Source organism: Pseudemcibacter aquimaris (assembly GCF_028869115.1).
GTDB lineage: Bacteria > Pseudomonadota > Alphaproteobacteria > Sphingomonadales > Emcibacteraceae > Pseudemcibacter > Pseudemcibacter aquimaris.
The window spans coordinates 601,539-622,452 of record NZ_CP079800.1; the positions used below are offsets into that span (position 1 = coordinate 601,539).

At 42.7% G+C, this 20,914-nt stretch carries 20 protein-coding genes; 19 read left to right on the plus strand and 1 reads right to left on the minus strand.

Annotated features, from left to right (window positions below; all coding sequences use genetic code 11):
• Positions 1–22 precede the first annotated feature (22 nt).
• The 8 genes from mutS (at position 23) to KW060_RS15840 (ending at position 11,090) form a co-directional block, all read left to right on the plus strand.
• On the plus strand, positions 23–2,746 hold the full coding sequence (mutS, locus tag KW060_RS02845) for a DNA mismatch repair protein MutS (RefSeq protein WP_249036885.1): 2,724 nt from the start codon (positions 23–25) through the stop codon (positions 2,744–2,746).
• Positions 2,747–2,749: 3 nt separating this feature from the next.
• Positions 2,750–5,473 carry a [protein-PII] uridylyltransferase gene (locus KW060_RS02850; RefSeq protein ID WP_249036884.1) on the plus strand — a complete coding sequence of 908 codons (2,724 nt, stop codon included), beginning with the start codon at positions 2,750–2,752 and terminating at the stop codon, positions 5,471–5,473.
• 2 nt (positions 5,474–5,475) lie between these two features.
• Positions 5,476–7,020 (plus strand): murein biosynthesis integral membrane protein MurJ, encoded by a 1,545-nt coding sequence (gene murJ / locus KW060_RS02855; protein ID WP_249036883.1) that lies wholly within the window; start codon positions 5,476–5,478, stop codon positions 7,018–7,020.
• 85 nt (positions 7,021–7,105) lie between these two features.
• Positions 7,106–8,116 (plus strand): tryptophan--tRNA ligase, encoded by a 1,011-nt coding sequence (gene trpS, locus KW060_RS02860; RefSeq protein ID WP_249036882.1) that lies wholly within the window; start codon positions 7,106–7,108, stop codon positions 8,114–8,116.
• 77 nt (positions 8,117–8,193) lie between these two features.
• On the plus strand, positions 8,194–8,865 hold the full coding sequence (locus tag KW060_RS02865) for a DUF4136 domain-containing protein (protein WP_249036881.1): 672 nt from the start codon (positions 8,194–8,196) through the stop codon (positions 8,863–8,865).
• A gap of 73 nt (positions 8,866–8,938) precedes the next feature.
• The gene (locus KW060_RS02870) at positions 8,939–9,895 is read left to right on the plus strand and encodes a DUF2333 family protein (protein WP_249036880.1); all 957 of its coding nucleotides are present in this window, start codon (positions 8,939–8,941) and stop codon (positions 9,893–9,895) included.
• 93 nt (positions 9,896–9,988) lie between these two features.
• The gene (locus tag KW060_RS02875; protein ID WP_249036879.1) at positions 9,989–10,462 is read left to right on the plus strand and encodes a universal stress protein; all 474 of its coding nucleotides are present in this window, start codon (positions 9,989–9,991) and stop codon (positions 10,460–10,462) included.
• Positions 10,463–10,541: 79 nt separating this feature from the next.
• Positions 10,542–11,090: a NifU family protein gene (locus KW060_RS15840; RefSeq protein ID WP_338050549.1), complete on the plus strand. Its 549-nt coding sequence runs from the start codon at positions 10,542–10,544 to the stop codon at positions 11,088–11,090.
• A gap of 6 nt (positions 11,091–11,096) precedes the next feature.
• On the opposite strand, the gene KW060_RS02890 is transcribed toward KW060_RS15840, so the two are convergent.
• Entirely contained in the window at positions 11,097–12,122 is a 1,026-nt protein-coding gene (locus KW060_RS02890) for a polysaccharide deacetylase family protein (RefSeq protein ID WP_249036878.1), read from the minus strand.
• A 103-nt stretch (positions 12,123–12,225) separates the two neighbouring features.
• Here KW060_RS02890 and tsaB point away from each other — a divergent pair, with 103 nt between their 5' ends.
• The 11 genes from tsaB to KW060_RS02945 all read left to right on the plus strand — a co-directional run bounded on the left by tsaB (position 12,226) and on the right by KW060_RS02945 (position 20,908).
• Entirely contained in the window at positions 12,226–12,915 is a 690-nt protein-coding gene (gene tsaB, locus KW060_RS02895; protein ID WP_249036877.1) for a tRNA (adenosine(37)-N6)-threonylcarbamoyltransferase complex dimerization subunit type 1 TsaB, read from the plus strand.
• Positions 12,912–13,391, plus strand: a complete 480-nt coding sequence (gene rimI, locus KW060_RS02900; RefSeq protein WP_249036876.1) for a ribosomal protein S18-alanine N-acetyltransferase — start codon at positions 12,912–12,914, stop codon at positions 13,389–13,391. Before tsaB ends, rimI begins: the two co-directional genes overlap by 4 nt.
• Positions 13,392–13,399: 8 nt before the next feature.
• On the plus strand, positions 13,400–13,810 hold the full coding sequence (locus tag KW060_RS02905; RefSeq protein ID WP_249036875.1) for a Fur family transcriptional regulator: 411 nt from the start codon (positions 13,400–13,402) through the stop codon (positions 13,808–13,810).
• A 151-nt stretch (positions 13,811–13,961) separates the two neighbouring features.
• Entirely contained in the window at positions 13,962–14,708 is a 747-nt protein-coding gene (locus tag KW060_RS02910; protein WP_249036874.1) for a lysophospholipid acyltransferase family protein, read from the plus strand.
• 9 nt (positions 14,709–14,717) lie between these two features.
• Positions 14,718–16,076 (plus strand): tRNA (N6-isopentenyl adenosine(37)-C2)-methylthiotransferase MiaB, encoded by a 1,359-nt coding sequence (miaB, locus tag KW060_RS02915; protein ID WP_249036873.1) that lies wholly within the window; start codon positions 14,718–14,720, stop codon positions 16,074–16,076.
• 23 nt (positions 16,077–16,099) lie between these two features.
• Entirely contained in the window at positions 16,100–17,101 is a 1,002-nt protein-coding gene (locus tag KW060_RS02920; RefSeq protein ID WP_249036872.1) for a PhoH family protein, read from the plus strand.
• Positions 17,101–17,634, plus strand: coding sequence for an rRNA maturation RNase YbeY (ybeY, locus tag KW060_RS02925; RefSeq protein ID WP_249036871.1), 534 nt, complete (start codon positions 17,101–17,103; stop codon positions 17,632–17,634). Before KW060_RS02920 ends, ybeY begins: the two co-directional genes overlap by 1 nt.
• A 47-nt stretch (positions 17,635–17,681) precedes the next feature.
• A complete protein-coding gene (locus tag KW060_RS02930; protein ID WP_249036870.1) occupies positions 17,682–18,368 on the plus strand; it encodes a transporter associated domain-containing protein in 687 nt (228 codons plus the stop codon).
• Positions 18,369–19,967, plus strand: coding sequence for an apolipoprotein N-acyltransferase (lnt, locus tag KW060_RS02935; RefSeq protein ID WP_249036869.1), 1,599 nt, complete (start codon positions 18,369–18,371; stop codon positions 19,965–19,967).
• A 116-nt stretch (positions 19,968–20,083) separates the two neighbouring features.
• On the plus strand, positions 20,084–20,512 hold the full coding sequence (locus KW060_RS02940; protein ID WP_249036868.1) for a helix-turn-helix domain-containing protein: 429 nt from the start codon (positions 20,084–20,086) through the stop codon (positions 20,510–20,512).
• Positions 20,513–20,587: 75 nt separating this feature from the next.
• Positions 20,588–20,908: a DUF952 domain-containing protein gene (locus KW060_RS02945; protein ID WP_249036867.1), complete on the plus strand. Its 321-nt coding sequence runs from the start codon at positions 20,588–20,590 to the stop codon at positions 20,906–20,908.
• Positions 20,909–20,914: the final 6 nt, after the last annotated feature.

The following is a 20,914-nucleotide window of genomic DNA, read 5'->3' on the forward strand; positions in this document are numbered from 1 at the left end:
TAACGCACCAGCGAAAATGGTAATGACCGAACAAAAAACAAAAGAAAAACCAAATACAAAAAGCAAGCCCGCAAAAACAACACCCATGATGGCACAATTCCTTGAAATAAAGGAAAAGCATCAGGAATATTTGCTGTTTTACCGCATGGGGGATTTTTACGAGCTTTTCTTCCAGGACGCGGTGACGGCTGCGGCGGCGTTGGATATCACGCTGACCAAACGTGGCAAGCATAATGATGAAGATATCCCAATGTGTGGCGTTCCCGTTCATGCGGCGGAAAATTATCTTTCCCGCCTGATTGGAAAGGGTTTTAAGGTCGCCGTCTGCGAACAGATGGAAGACCCCGCAGAGGCTAAAAAACGCGGCAGTAAATCCGTCGTGCGCCGTGATGTTGTCCGTCTTGTGACGCCGGGCACGATTACCGAAGAAAATCTGCTGGACGCGCGGGCGCATAATTACCTTGCCGCCTTATCGCTTGCGAAAGGAAATTACGCATTATCATGGCTTGATATCACCACCGGTGATTTTTACGTTTGCAAAATGGAAGCCGCCAATCTGGATGCGGAACTCGCCAGGTTACAAGCGGGTGAACTAATCGCGTCATTCGGTGTGCTTGATAAGGGTGAACTTGTGGATGTGCTCGATGATTGGCAACATATCATCAGCCCCGTTGAAAATAAGCTGTTCGACAGCGCCAAGGCAGAAGAAAAATTAAAAGAGGTTTACGGCGTCAGTGTCCTTGATGGCATCGGATCATTTGATCGCGCGGAACTGGCGGCCTGTGGAGCATTAATTGAATACCTCGAAGAAACCCAAAAGGGCAAAATTCCAAAACTTAAAAAACCGATGATGGTTGGCGAAGATGCGGTCATGATGATCGATAGTGCCACACGTCGGAACCTTGAATTAAACAGAACATTATCGGGTGAGAAAAAAGGAAGCCTGCTTTTCACCATTGATAAGACCATTACGGGTGCGGGTGCGCGGCTTTTAGGCAGTTACCTAAGTGCGCCACTGACGGACCCAGTGCGGATTAATAAACGTCTTGATCTGGTGACTTACTTTTTAAATGCGGAAGCGCTACGTATTCAATTGCGCGGGCTTTTAAAAAGCTGTCCCGATATTGAACGGGCGATGTCGCGTCTTTCAGTGGGGCGCGGCGGGCCACGTGACTTGGCGGCCGTTGGGCAGGGGCTTGATCAGGCCTTTCAAATACGTGAAATTATTGAACGTAATATTGAAAATACCCGTGATGATCTATCCGGTAAAATTGATGATTTAAAAGAAATCATCGGAAAATTTGGTCATCATAGCGATCTGGTGGATGAACTGCGCCGTGCGCTGCTTCCTGATCCGCCGCTTATTATCCGTGACGGTAATTTTATCGCGCGTGGGTACAATGCACCGCTTGATGAATTTCAGACATTAAAATCGGAAAGCAAGCGATTGATCGCCGCACTCGAAGGACGATACCGTGAAAAGACGGGCATCAATGGCCTAAAGATCAAATATAATAACGTGCTTGGTTATTTTATCGAGGTCACAGCAATGCACGCGGATAAATTAATGACCGCGCCGCTAAACGAAGAATTTATTCACCGTCAAACGCTTGCCAATAACGTTCGCTTTAATTCACAGGAACTGGCGGAACTAGCAAGCAAGATCGGGCAGGCGGCTGACCGCGCGCTTGCACTTGAACATGAACTGTTTGAAAAATTGGTTCAGATGGTTCTGATGCAGTGGGACAGTATTATTGTTGCCTCGACGGCACTGGCGAAATTGGATGTTGGTTCATCGCTTGCGGAACTTGCCGTCGAAAATAATTATTGTCGTCCAAATGTTGACGAAAGCCTTGCCTTTGAGGTCGAGGCAGGACGTCACCCGGTGGTTGAGGCATCCATCAAACAAAATCTTGAAGGCAAGTTCGTCGCCAATGATTGTGATCTTGGTGTTGATAATCGTTTGTGGTTGATCACTGGTCCAAACATGGCGGGTAAAAGCACGTTCTTACGTCAAAATGCGCTTATCGCGATCCTCGCGCAAATGGGCAGTTTTGTGCCGGCATCAAGCGCGCACATCGGTATTGTTGACCGGTTATTCAGCCGCGTTGGCGCGTCCGATGATTTGGCGCGCGGGCGTTCCACATTTATGGTGGAAATGGTTGAAACGGCGGCGATCCTTAATCAATCATCGAAAAAATCGCTTGTGATTCTTGATGAAATTGGTCGTGGTACGGCCACCTATGACGGGTTATCCATTGCATGGGCGGCCGTTGAGCATCTTCACGAAGTAAATAAAGCGCGCGGCTTATTTGCGACACATTATCATGAGATGACAGCGCTATCTGCAAAATTATCAAAGCTCGCCCTTCATTATATGAAGGTTAAAGAATGGGACGGTGAAGTGATATTCATGCATGAGGTGGCCGCAGGGTCAGCCGACAGATCATATGGTATTCAGGTGGCGAAACTTGCTGGTCTTCCGGCGGTGGTGGTTGAACGCGCGACACAGGTTCTTCATAGTCTTGAGCAAGGCGGGCAAGAGGGACAAGGCGTTGCCCAAGGCCAAAAAATGGAAGCCTTAAGTGATGAATTGCCGCTTTTTTCCGCGGTGCAGGAAAAAGTAAGTGCGCGACCATCCGAACCATCAAAGCTTGAACTGGAAATGGATAAAGTCAATCCGGATGAGCTTAGCCCGAGAGAGGCACTCGATATCATTTATCAATTAAAGGGATTATTACGGTAACGAATGATCAGGATCAAAAAACACCGCGAAATTTTTAATACCAAAGATCAGGCAAAAAAGCTTGATGCTTTGAAGCAAGAATTTCGTCCTGATCAGATTAGAACGCCGCTTTTGAAGCATTTTAAAGAAACCTATTCACACGGGTTCGAAGTGATAAAAAAGCGCGCTGATAAGGGGGAAACCGGAACCAATCTTGCTAATGCACAAAGTTATCTGACTGATCAGATCATTGTTATGCTATCGGATGTGGTGGTCAATTATATTTTTCATAACGCGAACCCGAGTAAGGCGGAAACATTATGTGTCGCTGCATTCGGCGGATACGGCAGACAGGAAATGGCCCCATATTCGGATATCGATATCCAATTTATCCTGCCATACAAGAAAAACGCATGGTGTGAGAAGGTCGTTGAATACATTCTTTATTTCTTATGGGATATGGGTTTCGATGTTGGTCATGCGGTGCGCACTATCGAAGAAGCCATAAGATTATGTGAAGAAGACCTAACCATTAAAACCGCGCTTCTTGAAATGCGGTATATCTGGGGTGATGAAAGTCTGTTTAAAAGTTTGTTATCTAAATACGACAGAAAAATCATTAGGGGCAATGCACCTGAATTTACAGAACAAAAGTTAGAAGAACGAGATAACCGCCACAAAAAACTTGGTGATACCCGATATGTGGTGGAACCAAATTTAAAAGAGGGTAAGGGCGGGTTACGCGACCTTCATACGCTTCATTGGATTGCCAAGTTTATTTATAAAGTTCATTGGATGTCTGAAATTAAGAAAAAAGGCGTTTTTTCAGACGAAGAATATAAAGAATTTAGCAAAGCGGAAGATTTCCTTTGGGCCGTAAGGTTCCAGCTTCATTATATGGCGGGAAGGCCCAATGAACGTATTACGTTTGATGTTCAGAAGGATTTATCTGAAAAGCTTGGCTATGCGGACCGGGCCAGCATGTCGGGCGTTGAACGCTTTATGAAGCATTATTTCCTTACGGTGAAAAATGTGGGTGATCTGACGCGGATTTTCTGTGCGTATCTGGAAGAAAAACACAAAAGAAGACCACTTAAATTTTCGAATTTTTCATTTAGATCAAAATATGCCGATGGCTTCCCACTTGTGGGCAGCAGGATCAGTGTTAAGAACGCAAAAGAATTGGAAGATGACCCGGTCAAAATGATCGAAATTTTCCATGTGGCGCAAAAATATGAATTGGATATCCATCCGCGCGCTTTAAGGATGATCAGGCAGAACCTTAAATTTATTCGTGGCCGTACACGTAATGATCCGCGCGCAAATGAATTGTTTATAGAAATCATGACCCATGAAAAAGGGCCGGGATTTGCGTTAAGGTTGATGAACGAGGTCGGAGTGCTTGGTCGCTTCGTGCCTGATTTTGGGCGTGTTGTCGCGCAGATGCAATATGACATGTATCATGTTTATACGGTGGATGAACATACGATCCGCGCCATTGAACTGACATCCGAGGTTGAACGCGGCATTCTGGCTGAAGAACATCCGCTCGCTAATGAAATTATTCATAAGGTGTTATCCAGAAAAGTGCTTTATGTTGCCGTTTTCCTGCATGATATTGCAAAGGGAAGAAAAGGCGATCATTCAATACTTGGCGAACAGGTCGCCCATAAATTATGTCCTAGATTTGGATTTACTCCCGAAGAAACAGAAACGGTCGCATGGCTCGTCAGGTGGCATTTGCTTATGACGTTGTCGGCGTTTAAGCGCGATTTAAGTGATCCAAAAACCATTTCTGATTTTGCCGATCAGGTACAAAGTCCGGAACGGTTAAGGCTATTGCTGGTGTTGACGGTTGTTGATATTCGCGCCGTTGGGCCAAAAGTATGGAATGGATGGAAAGGGCAGCTTTTACGTGAACTTTATAGCCGTTCGGAAGAGTATCTGCTCGGTGGTCAGATCAAATATGACAATGTTCATCAGGTTGGTCATATCATTGAAAACTTAAGAAAAGAACTTCCTGAATGGGATGATGAAAAATTTGATGAATATACAAACCGTTTTTTCAGTACTTACTGGTTAGCGGTTTCAACCGACCATTTGGTAAGAAACGCATTGATGATGGATATGTCGGATAAATTCAACGATAAATCCACAGTGAATATTCATATTGATGATTTTCAAAATATTTCTGAGCTAACCATTTACGCAGAAGATAACCCGGGGCTGTTTTCAAGGCTTACGGGTGCGATTGCCTTAAGCGGGGCATCCATTCAGGACGCCCGCATTTTCACGACCAAAGACGGCATGGCACTTGATGCTTTCCGAATTCAGGATGCGGATGGGAATGTTTTTAAGGATAAAGAAAAACTTAAAAAATTAGAAAAGAATATCAATGATACTCTTTCGGGTGAACTCATACCACGAGATGTGTTTGATAAACGCCGGATTAGGAAAAAACGCACGGATGTCTTTAAAGTAGCGCCAAGGGTGCTTATTGATAATAAAGCCAGTAACAGCCGTACAGTGATCGAGCTTAACGGCCGTGACCGGATTGGTTATTTGTTTGAATTATCATCGGTACTTGTGGATTTAAAAATATCCATTAATTCGGCCCATATCGCCACATATGGTGAACGGGCGATTACGGTGTTTTTTGTACGTGATATATTCGGTCATAAAGTGACAAATGAGAAAAAACTAGAACAGATAAAAGAAAAATTAATGAACGTTCTGGAGGCGAAATAATAATGTCAGTGATTAAATCCACTGCCATATTCGGGGCATTTACCATGATAAGCCGTATACTCGGTTTCGTCAGGGATATCCTTATGGCGGCTGTGCTTGGTGCCGGAATGATCACGGACTGTTTTGTGGTTGCTTTTAAATTACCGAATTTCTTCAGACGATTATTCGCAGAGGGGGCATTCAGTGCATCATTTGTGCCGATATTCTCAGCAACCTTGGAAAAAGACGGCAAGGAAGAAGCACTTAAATTCGCAGAAGAGGCATTTGCCTGCCTATTCATGACGTTATTGTTGTTTGTCGGGATTGTTGAAATATTTACGCCTGCACTTATCTACGCTATCGCAAATGGCTTTACGGGGGATGAGGCGAAATTTTCATTAGCCGTTGTGCTAACGCGTTTTACATTTCCGTTTATATTATTTGTTTCGCTTGGATCATTGCTTGCCGGCATCCTTAATTCGTTAGGGCGTTTCGCGGAAACGGCGGCAGTGCCGATCATTTTAAATATTTGTATGATTAGTGCTCTAATGTTTGCATCTAATATGATGGAAACTCCAGCGCATACCTTAGCGATTGGGGTAAGTATTGCAGGTTTTCTACAGGTGGTTTTTCTTTATAGGGCAACCAGAAAAGCGGGATATAAATTTAGAATTCGCGCCCCGAAAATTACACCTAAGGTAAAAAAACTCCTTATCGTAATGGGGCCGGCGGCACTCGGTGCCGGGGTCGTGCAGCTTAATTTGTTACTTGATATGATCATTGCATCGCATCTTCCTGATGCGTCGATGTCTTATCTTTATTATGCGGATCGGTTAAACCAATTGCCCGTTGGGGTGATTGGTGTGGCGCTTGGAACTGTGTTACTGCCATTTCTTTCACGGAGTATCGCAGCGGGGAATGAGACGCAAGTGATGAAAAGCCAAAATCAAGCGATTGAAATGGGACTATTTTTTACCATTCCGGCGGCGGTGGCGTTTATTATTGTTCCAGCAGAACTTATTCATGTTTTACTGGAAAGAAGCAATTTTACAGCACTTGCAACAACAGAAACATCATTAACGCTTGCTGCCTATGCGGCGGGGCTTCCGGCATATGTACTCGCGAAAGTATTCGTGCCCGGCTATTTCGCAAGAAGTGATACAAAGACACCATTAATATATGCGATTGTAGCACTTGTGATTAATGTCAGTTTGAACCTAATATTAATGCAATATTTTTTACATGTAGGACTTGCCATGGCGACGGCCATTTCAGCATGGATCAATGTCTTTATGCTTGCGGGTGGTTTGATTTACCGCGGTCATTATCATATTGAAGGGGCAGTGATTATGAGGCTGCTGAAATATGTAATGTGCAGCGTTATTATGGGGGGCGTCGTTTGGTATCTTCAAGGGATGGTCAAGCCGCTGATCTGGGGGAATATGTCTGAACAATTGCTTGGTCTTTCCATATTAGTCGTCAGCGGAATTGGTACATACCTTATTGCGACCTTTTTGACCGGAACGGTGAAAAAAGAAGAACTCAAAGCCGTATTTTCAAAGAGATAGTTGACCTGCGCCTTTTATGACGTCATATAGGGTGCTTATTGGAAATTGATAAAGGATATGTCCAAAATATCCATAAGGAAAAATGATGACAGATTTCAAACAACGTGTGTTTTCTGGTGTTCAACCATCAGGCAATCTTACTCTCGGTAATTATCTTGGCGCAATTAAAAATTGGGTTGGCTTACAGGATAGCCATGAAACAATTTTTTGCGTCGTTGATCTTCATGCGATTACGGTCTGGCAAGACCCGGAAGTATTACGTAACGCAACACGCGAAGTCGCAGCAGGCATGATTGCGAGTGGCGTTGATCCAAAGAAAAGCATCATTTTTAACCAAAGTCAGGTTCCAGCCCACGCTGAACTGGCCTGGATTTTCAACTGTGTGGCCCGTATGGGGTGGCTTAACCGCATGACACAGTTCAAGGAAAAAGCAGGTAAACATAAAGAGCGTGCGAGCGTTGGTTTATATGTGTATCCCGATCTGATGGCTGCTGATATTCTGGCATATAAAGCAACCCATGTTCCAGTTGGCGCGGACCAAAAACAGCATTTGGAACTGACACGTGACATCGCGCAAAAGTTTAATAATGATTACGGTGTTGAATTTTTCCCAGAAGTTGAGCCGTTAATTTTCGGTGAAGCAACACGTGTGATGTCGCTTCGTGATGGTTCATCAAAAATGTCAAAATCCGATCCATCTGAAAATAGCCGAATTAATTTGACGGATGATCGTGACCTAATTGCCAAGAAAATCAGAAAGGCGCGCACGGATAGCGAACCATTACCGGCATCAATGGATGATCTTGATGACCGCCCGGAAGCAAAGAACCTGATTAATATTTTCGCAGCGCTTAGTAACCGTAAAGCTAGTGATATTTGTGCAGAGTACGAAGGACAAGGTTTTGCTGATTTTAAACGTGATCTTGCCGATTTAAGTGTTGAAACGCTTGGGCCGATTACTGAAGAAATGGCTCGTTTGATGGACGAAAAAACATATCTGGACGGCATTTTACGCGAAGGTGCGGAAAATGCTGACAAGATCGCAAAACCGATTTTAACAGATGTTCAGGATATCGTTGGATTCTTACGCCCATAATAATTGGGCCAATTTTTGCCATAATGATCAAGTATTTATTAATTGAAAATATTTGATCTCCTTTGTAAGGTATGGATATGGACAGATTCTTAAAAATAGCTATTACAGTGTTATTCGTTGGTTTTTTGGCCGCTTGTCAGCAAACTATTAAAAGCGATGTAATGCGTTTTCACCAGCTTCCACAGCCAAATGGTGAAAAGATTATGATTGTACCCATGAACCCGAACAATACTGGAAGTCTTGAATTTGCGAATTATGCGACCTTGGTTGGTAATGAGCTTGGCCGTTATGGATATGTTCCTGCTGATGGTGCGGAACCTGATTTAATCGTCGAACTGGATTACGGCGTTGATGAAGGTCAACAAGTCGTTCGTCATACAGGATCAATGATGGGGGCAATGTATTTTGGTGGTTATTACGGTCGTTTTTATCACCCATGGTACATGTATAGATATCCGTTTTATCGTCCGATGTATTACGGCGGATTTTATGATCCGTTCGGGTATTACCCGCTTGGAATGCAGAGCCGCACACGTACATATGTGAATTATAACAGACACCTTAAAATGGTAATCAAGCCTAATCGTAATGGCGCACAAAACCTTTACGAAGGGGAAGTGAAAAGCAAAGGCAGAAATAATAATCTGCACGAAGTGATGCCATATATGGTTCAGGCATTCTTTACTAACTTCCCGGGTGTAAGTGGCTCTTCGGAACGAGTTTCCGTCGAAATCCCTGAAAATTCATAACATTAGCTTATGGGGGCTTGACGTTTGGATTGCCGTCTCCATCTATAAATAAAGCAATAATTCGGATGTGACCATGTGGGAAACTATAAAAGATATCGGCTATTGGCTTCGGGAAACAATTAGTGCCCAAGTATTAAAAAAGATAATAATTAGCCTGATTATTATTATGCTTCTTTATTATCCGGTTGGCATGTTTTTGATCCATAAGGTGGATGCAAACCCGGATTTCGGACTTCAAAATTCATCACGTGGCAGTAATGCCGTTGCGGTCAGTATTGCGCTGATTGACCGCGAAGTGAACCAGCATGGCTGGGTTGCCAATGACCCAATATTCAAACCGGGCGCAATGCTGGATAATATGCCAAACTTTCAGCAGGGCATAATTTCCGCTATAGCAAGGTTTAGTTATGAACTTGTTGATCAGCTTGGGCGAACACGTGGTTCCAGTGCGGTTGACCCGGATTTACAGGAAGTATCAGGATTACTTCAATATGCGGGCGACATATGGTGGTGGAATCCTTCAACATCCTTATTGCCGGTTGCTACATCAGAACAGCAATATACAAAAGCCATGGAACAGATGATTGTTTACAACGAACGATTGGCCCGTGGAGCGGCGGTCTTTGAAAAAAGATCTGATAACTTACTTGCGACACTTGATCGTATTTCACTTGATCTTGGGGCATCATCTGCAAGCATCGATACATATGTGAAGGGTGGTTTTGGATGTGTAATGGATTTCGGCGCGGATGATCTTTTCTTTAATGTGAAGGGGCAGGCCTATGCTTATCGTTTGATCTTGAAGGCATTGAGAAAAGATTTTTCAGAAATTATTGAAACCCGCGATATTGCATCCAGCTGGGATGAGATGGAAACATCATTTGATTCGATCATTTCAATGGACCCATTGATTGTTTCCAACTGTGAAGTAGATGGATTTTTGTTCCAAAACCATCTTGCAGCAGAGGGTTTTTACCTACTGCGGGCGAGAACGCAACTCAAAGAAATTACAAATATTCTACTTAAATAAATATAATCTTGCCAAATTGACATCATGAATGGCACTATAGCCCGCAACTAAACAAAAAAGTTATTTCACGGGGAATAGTAAAGGGGCTTTGGTATGTCCGAAGGGGACAACAAATGGAAATTTCTGATCATTGCTGATGATACGCCTGAATTTGTAAAAGTATTAAGGCTGGCCAGTAAAAGAGCAGAAAAAGTCGGGGGAAGTATTTTAATGCTTAAAATTATCCCGCCGGGTGATTTTCAGCATTGGATGTCTGTGCGTGACATCATGGAAGAAGAAGCACGCGAAGAAGCCAAAGAAACTCTTGCCTATTATGCCGGTGAAATTAAACGCATTTCCGGCCTGGAAGCGGAAACTGCAATTCGTGAAGGTAAACCGGAAGAGGTCATTTCTAACATTATCGCAGAAGACCGTGATATTCATTTACTTGTGCTTGGTGCCAACGTGGATGGTGACCCAGGTCCACTTATCCGTAGTTTCCGTGAAGTCCTTCTAAACGAGCTTCATATGCCTGTTCTGGTTGTTCCAGGCAACATGACCGATGAAGAAATCGATAAATTTGCATAATATTTAACATATGAAACCTTGATTAATTCGCTTTTTATAATTATTTAAAAGTGGATATTTAAAGCTACAGGAAAAATGCATGTTTATTCAAACTGAACAAACCCCCAACCCATCCACCTTAAAATTTATTCCGGGTGAAATGGTTCTTGAACAAGGCACAATGTTTTTTGAAAGCGAAGAAGATGCGAGTGGGTCGCCGCTTGCGCTTGCGCTTTTTAAAATCGATGGCGTGTCTGCGGTATTCCTGGGTAGCGATTTTATTACAGTTGAAAATAAAGAGCAGGATTGGAATGATTTAAAACCTGCGATCCTTGGCACGATCATGGAGCATTACACAGCCGGGCTACCGATTGTAACCGGTGATCAGGAACAGCAAGTTTCTGACGATGATGCGGATCCGGAAATTGTTGCGCAAATTATGGAACTGCTTGATACGCGTGTGCGCCCGGCGGTGGCACGCGACGGTGGTGATATCACGTATCATGGTTTTAAAGACGGAGTTGTTTACCTGCGTATGCAAGGGGCATGTTCCGGCTGTCCAAGTTCAACCGCGACGTTGAAGCACGGCATTCAAAATCTGCTTAAACACTATATTCCAGAAGTGGAAAGTGTTGAGCCGGTCGAATAAGCCAGTTTAATTATTCAGATTAAAAAACGGTAATCCTAACCAATACCAGCGTCCATCAGGACCTGGCATGGTGCAGTTAATTCTGCTGCGTCCATTTGGAAAGGGCTGATCAAACCTTAATTCAACCCTGTTGTCGCCGAGTAATGTTAATTCGGCGGCCTCACCAGTATGTGACGGGAAGCATCCTAGGCTTGTTAAGCCGGTAATTTCAGGATTAACTGTAAAGCCAATCGCTGGTGGATTGTCGGTACCGATATTAGGGTCACGCGGCAATACATCTTTGACTGGTAAAGCCCGAGCATTAAAAATAAGTCTCACTCTTCCCATGTCGGAATAATTTTCATTAAAAGCAAATCTCGGTAGTGCATTTATATTGTGGGTGCTTGAGATTGCACCAGAATGTTGACCAAAGATGGCTTTATAGTTTCTGTCTTCTATCGCCTTTACCAGTTCAGGTGAATACTCACCGAATGGATAGGCGAACAGATCGGGGATATAGCCCAGTTCTTTCATAAAAATGCGGTCAGCAGTATCAAGATCGTCAACGGCAGCTTCAATCGACATAGATGACATATGACCATGGGCGTGAGCATGATGGCCAATATCGATCAGCGGATCTTGTGCCATTTCACGAACATGATCCCATGACATCATCGTATCGAATTCTGCACTAACAGGTTCAGTTGAAACAAAGACGGTTACCGGGAAACCTGCTTTTTTAAAACGTGGCCATGCTTCTTCGTAAACGGATAAGAAACCATCATCAATTGTAATTGCGATTGTACGGGGCGGTAGTTTTTTGCCGCTTTTAATGGCATCTACAACCTCTTTTAAGGGAACAATATTATATTGCTCCTTGCTAAGCTCGGCGATGTGTTGGTCAATTTGGTCAAGTGTAATATTGGTAGAAGGATATTTGCTTTCACCAAAACGGTGGTACATGATAATGATAGCGCTATCTTCTTCTTGCGCATAAGATGTTACTGTCAACGAAGACATAATCAGACAAAATAATAAGTATGCTTTTTTCAATTCCACCTTCTATAAAATACATAAAAATACTACACGTTTTGCCCCGCTGGGACTATAACAGAAAAAAGATTAGTTTTTTAAGTAAAAAAGATATTCGAAAATTATGACATATATTCTTGCATTTGATACTACACTTGGCGCGTGTTCTGTGGCCCTTTTACAGGATGGAAATATATTATCATCCAAAAAAGAGGTGCGTGCCCGTGGTCATGTGGAACGCCTGCTGCCGATGGTGGATGAAGTCATAAATGATGCTGGAATAAAGTTGGAAACGGTTGATTTAATCGCAGTGACAATCGGGCCTGGTACTTTTGCCGGTGTACGGATTGGATTATCCGCGGCAAAGGGAATGGCTCTCGCGTTAGATGTTCCAGTTATTCCTGTAACTTCATTAGAGGCAATAGCATTTGCCGCTTTCCGTGATAATGACGTGTTAGAAAATGTGAACATTTGCATTGATGCAAGACGCGGTGAATTTTACATGCAATCATTTCAAAGCGATATGACGCGGCTTAATGAAGCAGAGGCCGTACCGCTTGCTGATATAGAAAATCGTCAATATCCAAATGCTCCATTCGTGGGAAGTGGAGGGAAAATGATCGCAAAGATTATTGAAATTGATCAAGATGAAAATCATGAACAGTATGATAGCCCGCATGCTGAAAATATTGCGCTTTATGCGTATCAAATTATAGATAAGGTAACGAATGCCGATACCATTAAACCCTTATATTTAAGAGCGCCAGATGCAAAACCGCCATCCGCATCATTGGTGCCAGAAATCAAATCATGACCCATGATATTGGTGTTATAAGCATGGGCGTAAGTTCGGCTGACTTGATCAGTCAAATTCATGAAGAGGTTTTTCTGGGTGCGCCAGAACAAAGCTGGACGAAAAGTGAATTTGAAAGCATGTTTGCTATTTCCGGAACGGAATGTTTTATCATTAAAAATAACGATAAACCGCTTGGTTTTTCGCTTGTCAGATCAGTGGCGGACGAGGCAGAAATTATAACATTTTGCATATTGCCAAACCACACAAAGAATGGTTATGCTACGCTACTTTTAGAATGGATCGTAAAAGAGCTGCAAAAGAGAGCCTTAAATAGATTATTTCTAGAAGTAAGAGAAAATAATATTGCGGCTATAAAGCTTTATAAAAAATGCTTGTTTGATATAATAGGTCGCAGAAAAGGGTATTATCATAATCACCAAGGCGAAAAAATTGATGCGATAGTCATGCAACGCTGTCTGGTGAATAATGAATAGGAAATAAAATGGCTTCAGCAATTGAAAAACTTTGTATCGAAAAAAATATGCGTATGACAGATCAGAGACGCGTTATCGCACGTGTTCTCTCGGATGCGACAGACCATCCTGATGTGGAAGAAGTATATAAACGCTCTACAGAAATTGATGATCAGATCAGTATTGCGACCGTATACCGCACAGTTCGTCTTTTTGAAGAAGCCGATATTCTAGAGCGTCATGATTTCCGTGATGGCAGATCACGCTATGAACTTGTGACGGAAACTCATCACGATCACATGATTGACGTTGAAAGCGGCGAAGTCATAGAATTTGTTGATGATGAAATTGAAAAATTGCAGGCTTTAATTGCCAAAAAACTGGGTTACAAGCTCATTGACCATAGAATGGAACTTTATGGCGTAAAAATTAAAGATTAGGCTGAAATAGTATTTATGGCTATTTTAGACGATCAATGCTATAGGATGCGGCACTGCGTAAGGTTATCTTGCGCAGTGTTTGTTTATTGGTGAAGGGTGCATGGGTAAATATTTTAAAATATTTCGAATAGCAATATATCTGGGGATTTTGTTGCCGCCGACAATATTGCTGAAGAAATTAAAATTTCCGGGCTATAAGGCCTGGCCACACCTTGTGCATCGTTCCATGTGTAAGGCACTTGATGTTCGTGTGAAAACCTTTGGTCATGCCTTGGAAGGCTCACCGACCCTTTTTGTTTCTAATCATGTTTCTTATTTGGATATTATTATTCTGGGTCATGTGATTAAGGCATGTTTTGTCGCCAAAAGAGATATGATCGATTGGCCGGTTCTTGGATATTTATCCACATTACAGCGAACGATCTTTGTTGACCGGGAAAAACGTAACGAAGTAAAACGCCAACGCGAAGAAATGCAGGATAGAATGAAGAGGGGCGATAGCCTTATTTTGTTCCCTGAAGGAACCACATCAAATGGTGGTACGGTGCTTCCGTTTAAGAGTTCATTATTCGGTGTGACAGAAAATTATATCCATCCAAAGGCCGATGAAGAGGGAAGACCACTTGAATTAATGGTTCAACCGGTCACGCTTGTGTATAAAAGAATTGACAATATGCCCACAAACCGTATGAACAGACCCCGTGTTGCGTGGTACGGCGATATGGAAATCGGCCCGCATTTTGATGATTTTCTAAAATCACAAAGTGTCGAGGTAGAAGTTCATTTCTTGGAGCCGGTTTCAAGGAACCTGTTTAAGAACAGAAAAGAGCTTTCTTCTTATTGCCACCGGACAATTGAAAAACATTTGGAAGAACGTTTAAGACGTGTTGATGATTAAGGATTAATCATGAAAAAGAAATTATACATCAAAACATATGGCTGTCAGATGAATGTCTATGACACGGAACGTATGGTCGATGTAATGGCACCGGAAGGGTACGAAGAAACAGAAACGCCTGATGATGCAGATCTGGTTGTTCTGAATACTTGTCATATTCGTGAAAAGGCCGCGGAAAAGGTTTATTCCGATATTGGCCGCATTCGTAAAATGAAAGATGCCAAAAAAGAAAAAGGCGATGAAATGGTTCTGGCCGTTGGCGGATGCGTTGCACAGGCTGAAGGTGCCGAAATTATGAAACGCGCCCCAATCGTTGATATGGTTTTTGGCCCGCAGACATATCATAACCTGCCGGATATGGTGAATAAGTCGCTTGAGCTAAAAAGCGAAGGCCAAAAATCGCGCATCCTCGATACGGATCTTGCGGTTGATGAAAAATTTGACCAGCTTTCCAAAAAAGAAGTTAAGCAAAAGCCGACCGCTTTCCTGACTATTCAGGAAGGGTGCGATAAATTTTGCACTTTCTGTGTTGTGCCTTATACACGCGGTTCTGAATTTTCCCGTTCAATCGACGATATTATGACCGATGCCAAAAAGCTTGCGGACGCGGGCGTGGTTGAGGTCACATTGCTTGGACAAAATGTGAATGCTTTCCATGGAACCGCTGATGACGGCAGTGAATGGGGTCTTCCTCAATTAATTCGTGAACTTGCAAAAATTGATGGTTTTGAACGCATCAGATATACCACATCACATCCACATGATATGACGGATGAATTATTAGAGGTGCATGGTGATCTGGAAGAATGTATGCCGTATCTGCATTTACCGGTACAGGCGGGATCGGACCGTATCCTTAAAGCCATGAACAGAACCCATGATAGTGCGTCTTATAAGAAAATTATCGCTGATCTGCGTAAACAACGTCCAGATATTGCCCTGTCCGGTGATTTTATTGTTGGCTTCCCTGGTGAGACAGAAGAAGACTTTGAAGCGACCATGGATTTGGTGCGTGAAGTCAAATATGCGCAAGCCTATAGTTTTAAATATAGTCCGCGTCCAGGAACACCAGCCGCCGAAATGGAAGATCAGGTTGATGAAGATGTGAAGTCAGCAAGACTTGCAAGATTACAAGCGCTACTGAAAGAGCAGCAAACTGAATTTAATAATAGTGTCATTGGTAAAACTTTCCCTGTTTTGATAGAAGCAAAGGGTAAAACAGAAGATACCGTTTTTGGCAGAAGTCCTTATATGCAGGCTGTGCAAGTTAAGGTTGGTGCAGATAAGATTGAAGAGCTTCTTGGGAAGATCGTTGAGGTAAAAATCGAGGATGCCAATGCATTTAACATTCAAGGTGTACTTGTATAGAATTTTTGGGTAAAATTTTTAAGATGAAGCAAAAAAAGATCGAAAATTATACCTCTGGCGTTTTAGAGTTTGAAGATAACTTATTACTGCCTGCTCTATACGGTGAACATAATTCCTTCCTTGCACGCATTGAAAATGAATTTGGCTGTGAACTTTCTGGTAAAGGCAACTTGTTATCTGTTGAGGGGCCGGAAGAAGCCTGTCTTTTAACCCGTGATGTACTGTTAAGTTTATACGAGCGCCTTGAAGAAGGAAACGAGGTCACAATCGAGGACGTCGAGGGCGCCATCCGCATGGTGGCCATGCTTGATAGCCCCGCTCCAGAAATGGTTGTTGAACGTGATGAAGTGGCCGATGAAGATGCGGTTATTCGCACGCGTAAAGCCGTCATCAGACCAAGATCAAAAAATCAGGCGAAATACATCAAAGCCTTAAAAGCCAAAGACATGACATTTGGATTAGGTCCAGCGGGAACAGGTAAAACGTTTCTTGCGGTGGCCATGGCTGTTTCCCATTTGTTAGAGGGTAAAGTAGAACGTATCATCCTATCCCGACCAGCCGTAGAAGCAGGGGAAAAACTTGGTTTTCTTCCTGGGGATATGAAGGAAAAAGTCGATCCATATCTAAGGCCGCTATATGACGCGCTTGGTCAAATGATTTCCATGGAACAAACGGAAAAAAGACTTGAACGTGGCGAGATCGAAGTCGCCCCACTTGCGTTTATGCGTGGTAGAACACTTTCTGACGCGTTTGTTATTCTTGATGAAGCGCAAAACACAACACCAATGCAGATGAAAATGTTTCTGACACGCTTTGGTCAAAACTGCCATATGGTTGTATGTGGTGACCCGTCGCAAGTTGACCTGCCGGATGGAACCAAATCAGGCCTTAGAGATGCAATGGAAACACTGGGTAAGATTAGAGATATTGCCTTTATCAATTTTGATTCATCGGATGTTGTTCGTCATAAGCTGGTTGGTAAGATTGTAAAAGCGTATGATGAAAAGCAGGGTACGCAAAGCTGATGACCCAAAATCAAGGTCTTGAATGGGATATCGCCGTTGATTATGCGGAATGGGAAACGGCCTTACCGAATTTTCATGAAATCATCGAACAATCCATCGAACTTATCAAATCGGAAGTTACTGAAGGGGGGCGCCTAGAACAATTTATGTTGATTGAGGTGGGCGTTGTTTTGTGTGATGACAATCTTATTCATGAACTTAATCGTGATTATCGTAATAAAGATAAAGCGACCAATGTGCTTTCGTTTAATGGTCTGGATGAAGATGAGATTTCAACGCTTTTAAAAGAGGGAGAGCCGTCGGCACAACATCCTTATTCGTTGGGCGAGATTTATATCGCATATGAAACCGTTAAACGCGAAGCAGATGAAGCAGGTATTCAATTAAAAGCCCATTTTACCCATATGGTTATACATGGCTTACTGCATTTGCTGGGCTATGATCATATCAAGGATAATGAAGCAGAAATCATGGAAGCAATAGAAGTGAAGCTCCTGAAAAAACTTGGTATTGACGATCCTTATACCACATGAAATAGTACCCAAAACCAAAATGGGAAGAAAGGTTTCAAAAGTCAATTATGACATCATCATCACAGAGTGACGATCAGTCGCGATCCGAAGGGCGCTTGTTCGGGGGATTAAAGAAAGTCTTTAGTCGCTCGAAAATCAACAGCGAGCTTAAAGAAAGCCTGGAAGAGGTCATCGAGGAAATAGAGGCCGACGACGGAACCCTTGGGGAAGAAGAGCGTTCAATCATTATGAATACGCTTTCTTTTGGTGATCTGCGTGTAGATGACGTGATGGTGCCACGCGCCGATATTGTGGCTTTCGTACCGCCTTCAATGAAATTGATTGATTTGCTCACTAAAATGCAGCGCACACGCATCCATATGGCACTGGTTGTGGATGAATATGGGGGAACGGACGGGCTACTTACTATTGAAGACCTGGTCGAACAGATCGTTGGCGATATCGAAGATGAGCATGACATTACCGAAGGCGTTTTAATGCGTGAACTTTCTGATGGTAAGTTACAAGTTGATGCAAGATTACCGATTAATGAACTGGAAGATTTGCTTGGCATTGATTTCTTGAGCGATGCGCAGGACGATGATGTTGATACCATTGGTGGGCTGGTATTCACACTGGCTGGCCATATTCCGCAAAAAGGGGATATCATCGCCCATGAAAACGGTGTCAGTTTTGAAATCGTCGAAGGGGACAGTCGCCGCATTAAATCAATTTTGTTACATAGAAGCCTATAGATGACATTGAAGAATATCGACATAGTAAAAATCGAAAAGGCAATAGCGGGCCTAAGCAAGAATAAGCGATCTTTATTAATGTTGTTTATGGGATTGTTTTCTGCAGCTGCATTCGCGCCGATTTATTTTATGCCGGCTTACATGATCGCAATGCCACTGTTTCTTATGACCATTATGGCTACACGTGGATTTAAACAGACTTTCATGGCTGGATATCTTTTTGGCTTTGGTCATTTTTTTGCGGGGCTTTATTGGATTGGTAATAGTTTCGCGGTTGAGGCCGATGTTCCCGATTGGGGCGGTCCGATTATGGTTGCGTTGCTCGCGGTTTATTTGTCCATATTTCCTGCGCTTGTGGGGCTTGTTACAAGATATCTGCACGATAAGTTTGGTAATCGGGGTAATATCTTTCACGATGTATTGAATTTTTCAGTTCTTTGGGCCGTTTCAGAATGGTTGCGTGGTGTTTTGTTTACCGGATTTCCTTGGAATCTTACCGGTTACCTTTGGGGTTTTTCTGACACTATGCTGCAAAATGTGTCCATATGGGGAATATATGGATTAGGGTTATTCACCATCATTTTCTGCTTCGTGCCCTTTTTAATGATGACAAGGCAGAACAGATGGTGGGCGCTGGCTGGCGCTCTGGTTATGGTGTTTGGTCTTTTCTATTACGGAAATGCAAGATTACCAGAACAGATCGAATATGTGGATGATGTGAATTTAAGAGTTGTTCAGGCAAATATAAAACAGCAGGATAAATGGCCATATGAAAATTGGGCCAAAAATCTTATTACCCATATGGATTTAAGCGAAGGGGAAGAACGCAAAACATCAGGTAAAGATATTATAATCTGGCCGGAAACAGCAGTTATTTATTCACTTTCCGAAGAGCCGATGAGGCGTGACCTTATTTCAAGTGTGCTTGATGAAGGTGATATGGTCTTAACTGGTTTTCCGCGCCGTCAACGTGATCCGGATCAAACAAGGATTTATAATTCACTGATGGCCATTGATAAGGCAGGGGATATCGGTGGCATTTATGACAAAAGCCATTTGGTGCCCTTTGGCGAATATATACCAAGTTTCATTGAAGCCATTATGATCCCGCTTGGGCTAAATCAGTTGTTCACAGGGGGGCAGGGATTTTCATCTGGTGAAGGCATTAAGACGTTAAATTTGGACGGGTTACCTCCCGTTGGAATTTTAATCTGTTATGAGGTTATTTTCCCGGGGCAGGTTACGGAAAATGGCAACCGTCCAGACTGGCTTTTAAATATCACCAATGATGCATGGTACGGGGAAAGTACGGGCCCTTATCAACATCTTTTGCAAACACGCGTCCGGGCGATTGAAGAAGGACTTCCGCTCGTTAGATCAGCGAGCACAGGTGTATCCGCAGTTATTGATCCATATGGTAGAATAGTGGATCAGGTCGAATTAAATAAGAGAGGCGTTATAAACCGCGCTCTGCCTCAGAAAATTTCAAATGAGACACTCTACTCAATCCTGAAACAATGGACTTTTACTTGTATAAGTGTTATACTATTTATCGTAAACATTGTGCTTGTTGCAAGAAACGCAAGGGTTAACAGATAAAGCTTGACGTTAATTCGCATGATCACTAAATAGAGACATACTTATGGGTGGGGCGGCCTTTATTTAGTAGGGCTGAGGTAGCATGTAGATTCAATTTTGAACAAGGTACATTTAATATGAGCATGATTAAGTCATCACCTGATCCAGTAGATATCCACGTAGGAGCAAGAGTGCGTTTAAGAAGAACGCTTCTCGGGATGAGTCAGGAAAAATTGGGGAAAGCACTTGGGTTAACATTTCAACAAGTCCAGAAATATGAACGTGGTGCAAATAGAATTGGTTCAAGCCGTCTATTCCAACTTTCAAGAATTCTTGACGTTCCGGTATCATTCTTTTTTGATGAAATGACTACCGATACAACTAAAAAAGCCGATGGCATGGCCGAAGGCAACAAACAGGTATTTGAAGTAGACAAGCTATCTCGTCGTGAAACACTGGAACTTGTTCGCGCATATTACAAAATTTCTGATCCATCAGTTCGAAAGAAAATTTTTGAAATGGTGAAGGCTGTAGGAAACTCAGCAATCGGTTCAGATGTTGATTAACATCACATTGAACATAATAAATTAATTTTGAACATGCCCTGAACATCACAGGGCATGTTTTTTTATGAGGTTTGAATGTCTGAAAATATTATTTATAAAATTTGTTCAAAGGAAGAATGGGATATTGCCAATGAAAAAGGCGCATATACCGGATCAGCGGACGATATTCGAGATGGGTTTATTCATTTTTCATCAAAGGAACAAGTCGCCGGCACGCTAGCAAAACATTTTATAGATATCAAAAATTTGTTGTTGCTTTCAATTGATGCTGACTTATTACCAAGTGGGAAATTGAAATGGGAAGTTTCAAGAAATAATCAGAAATTTCCACATTTATATGATGATCTGAATTTGGATGCTGTTATAAACATAGAAAATATACCCGATGATCGTTAATCAATA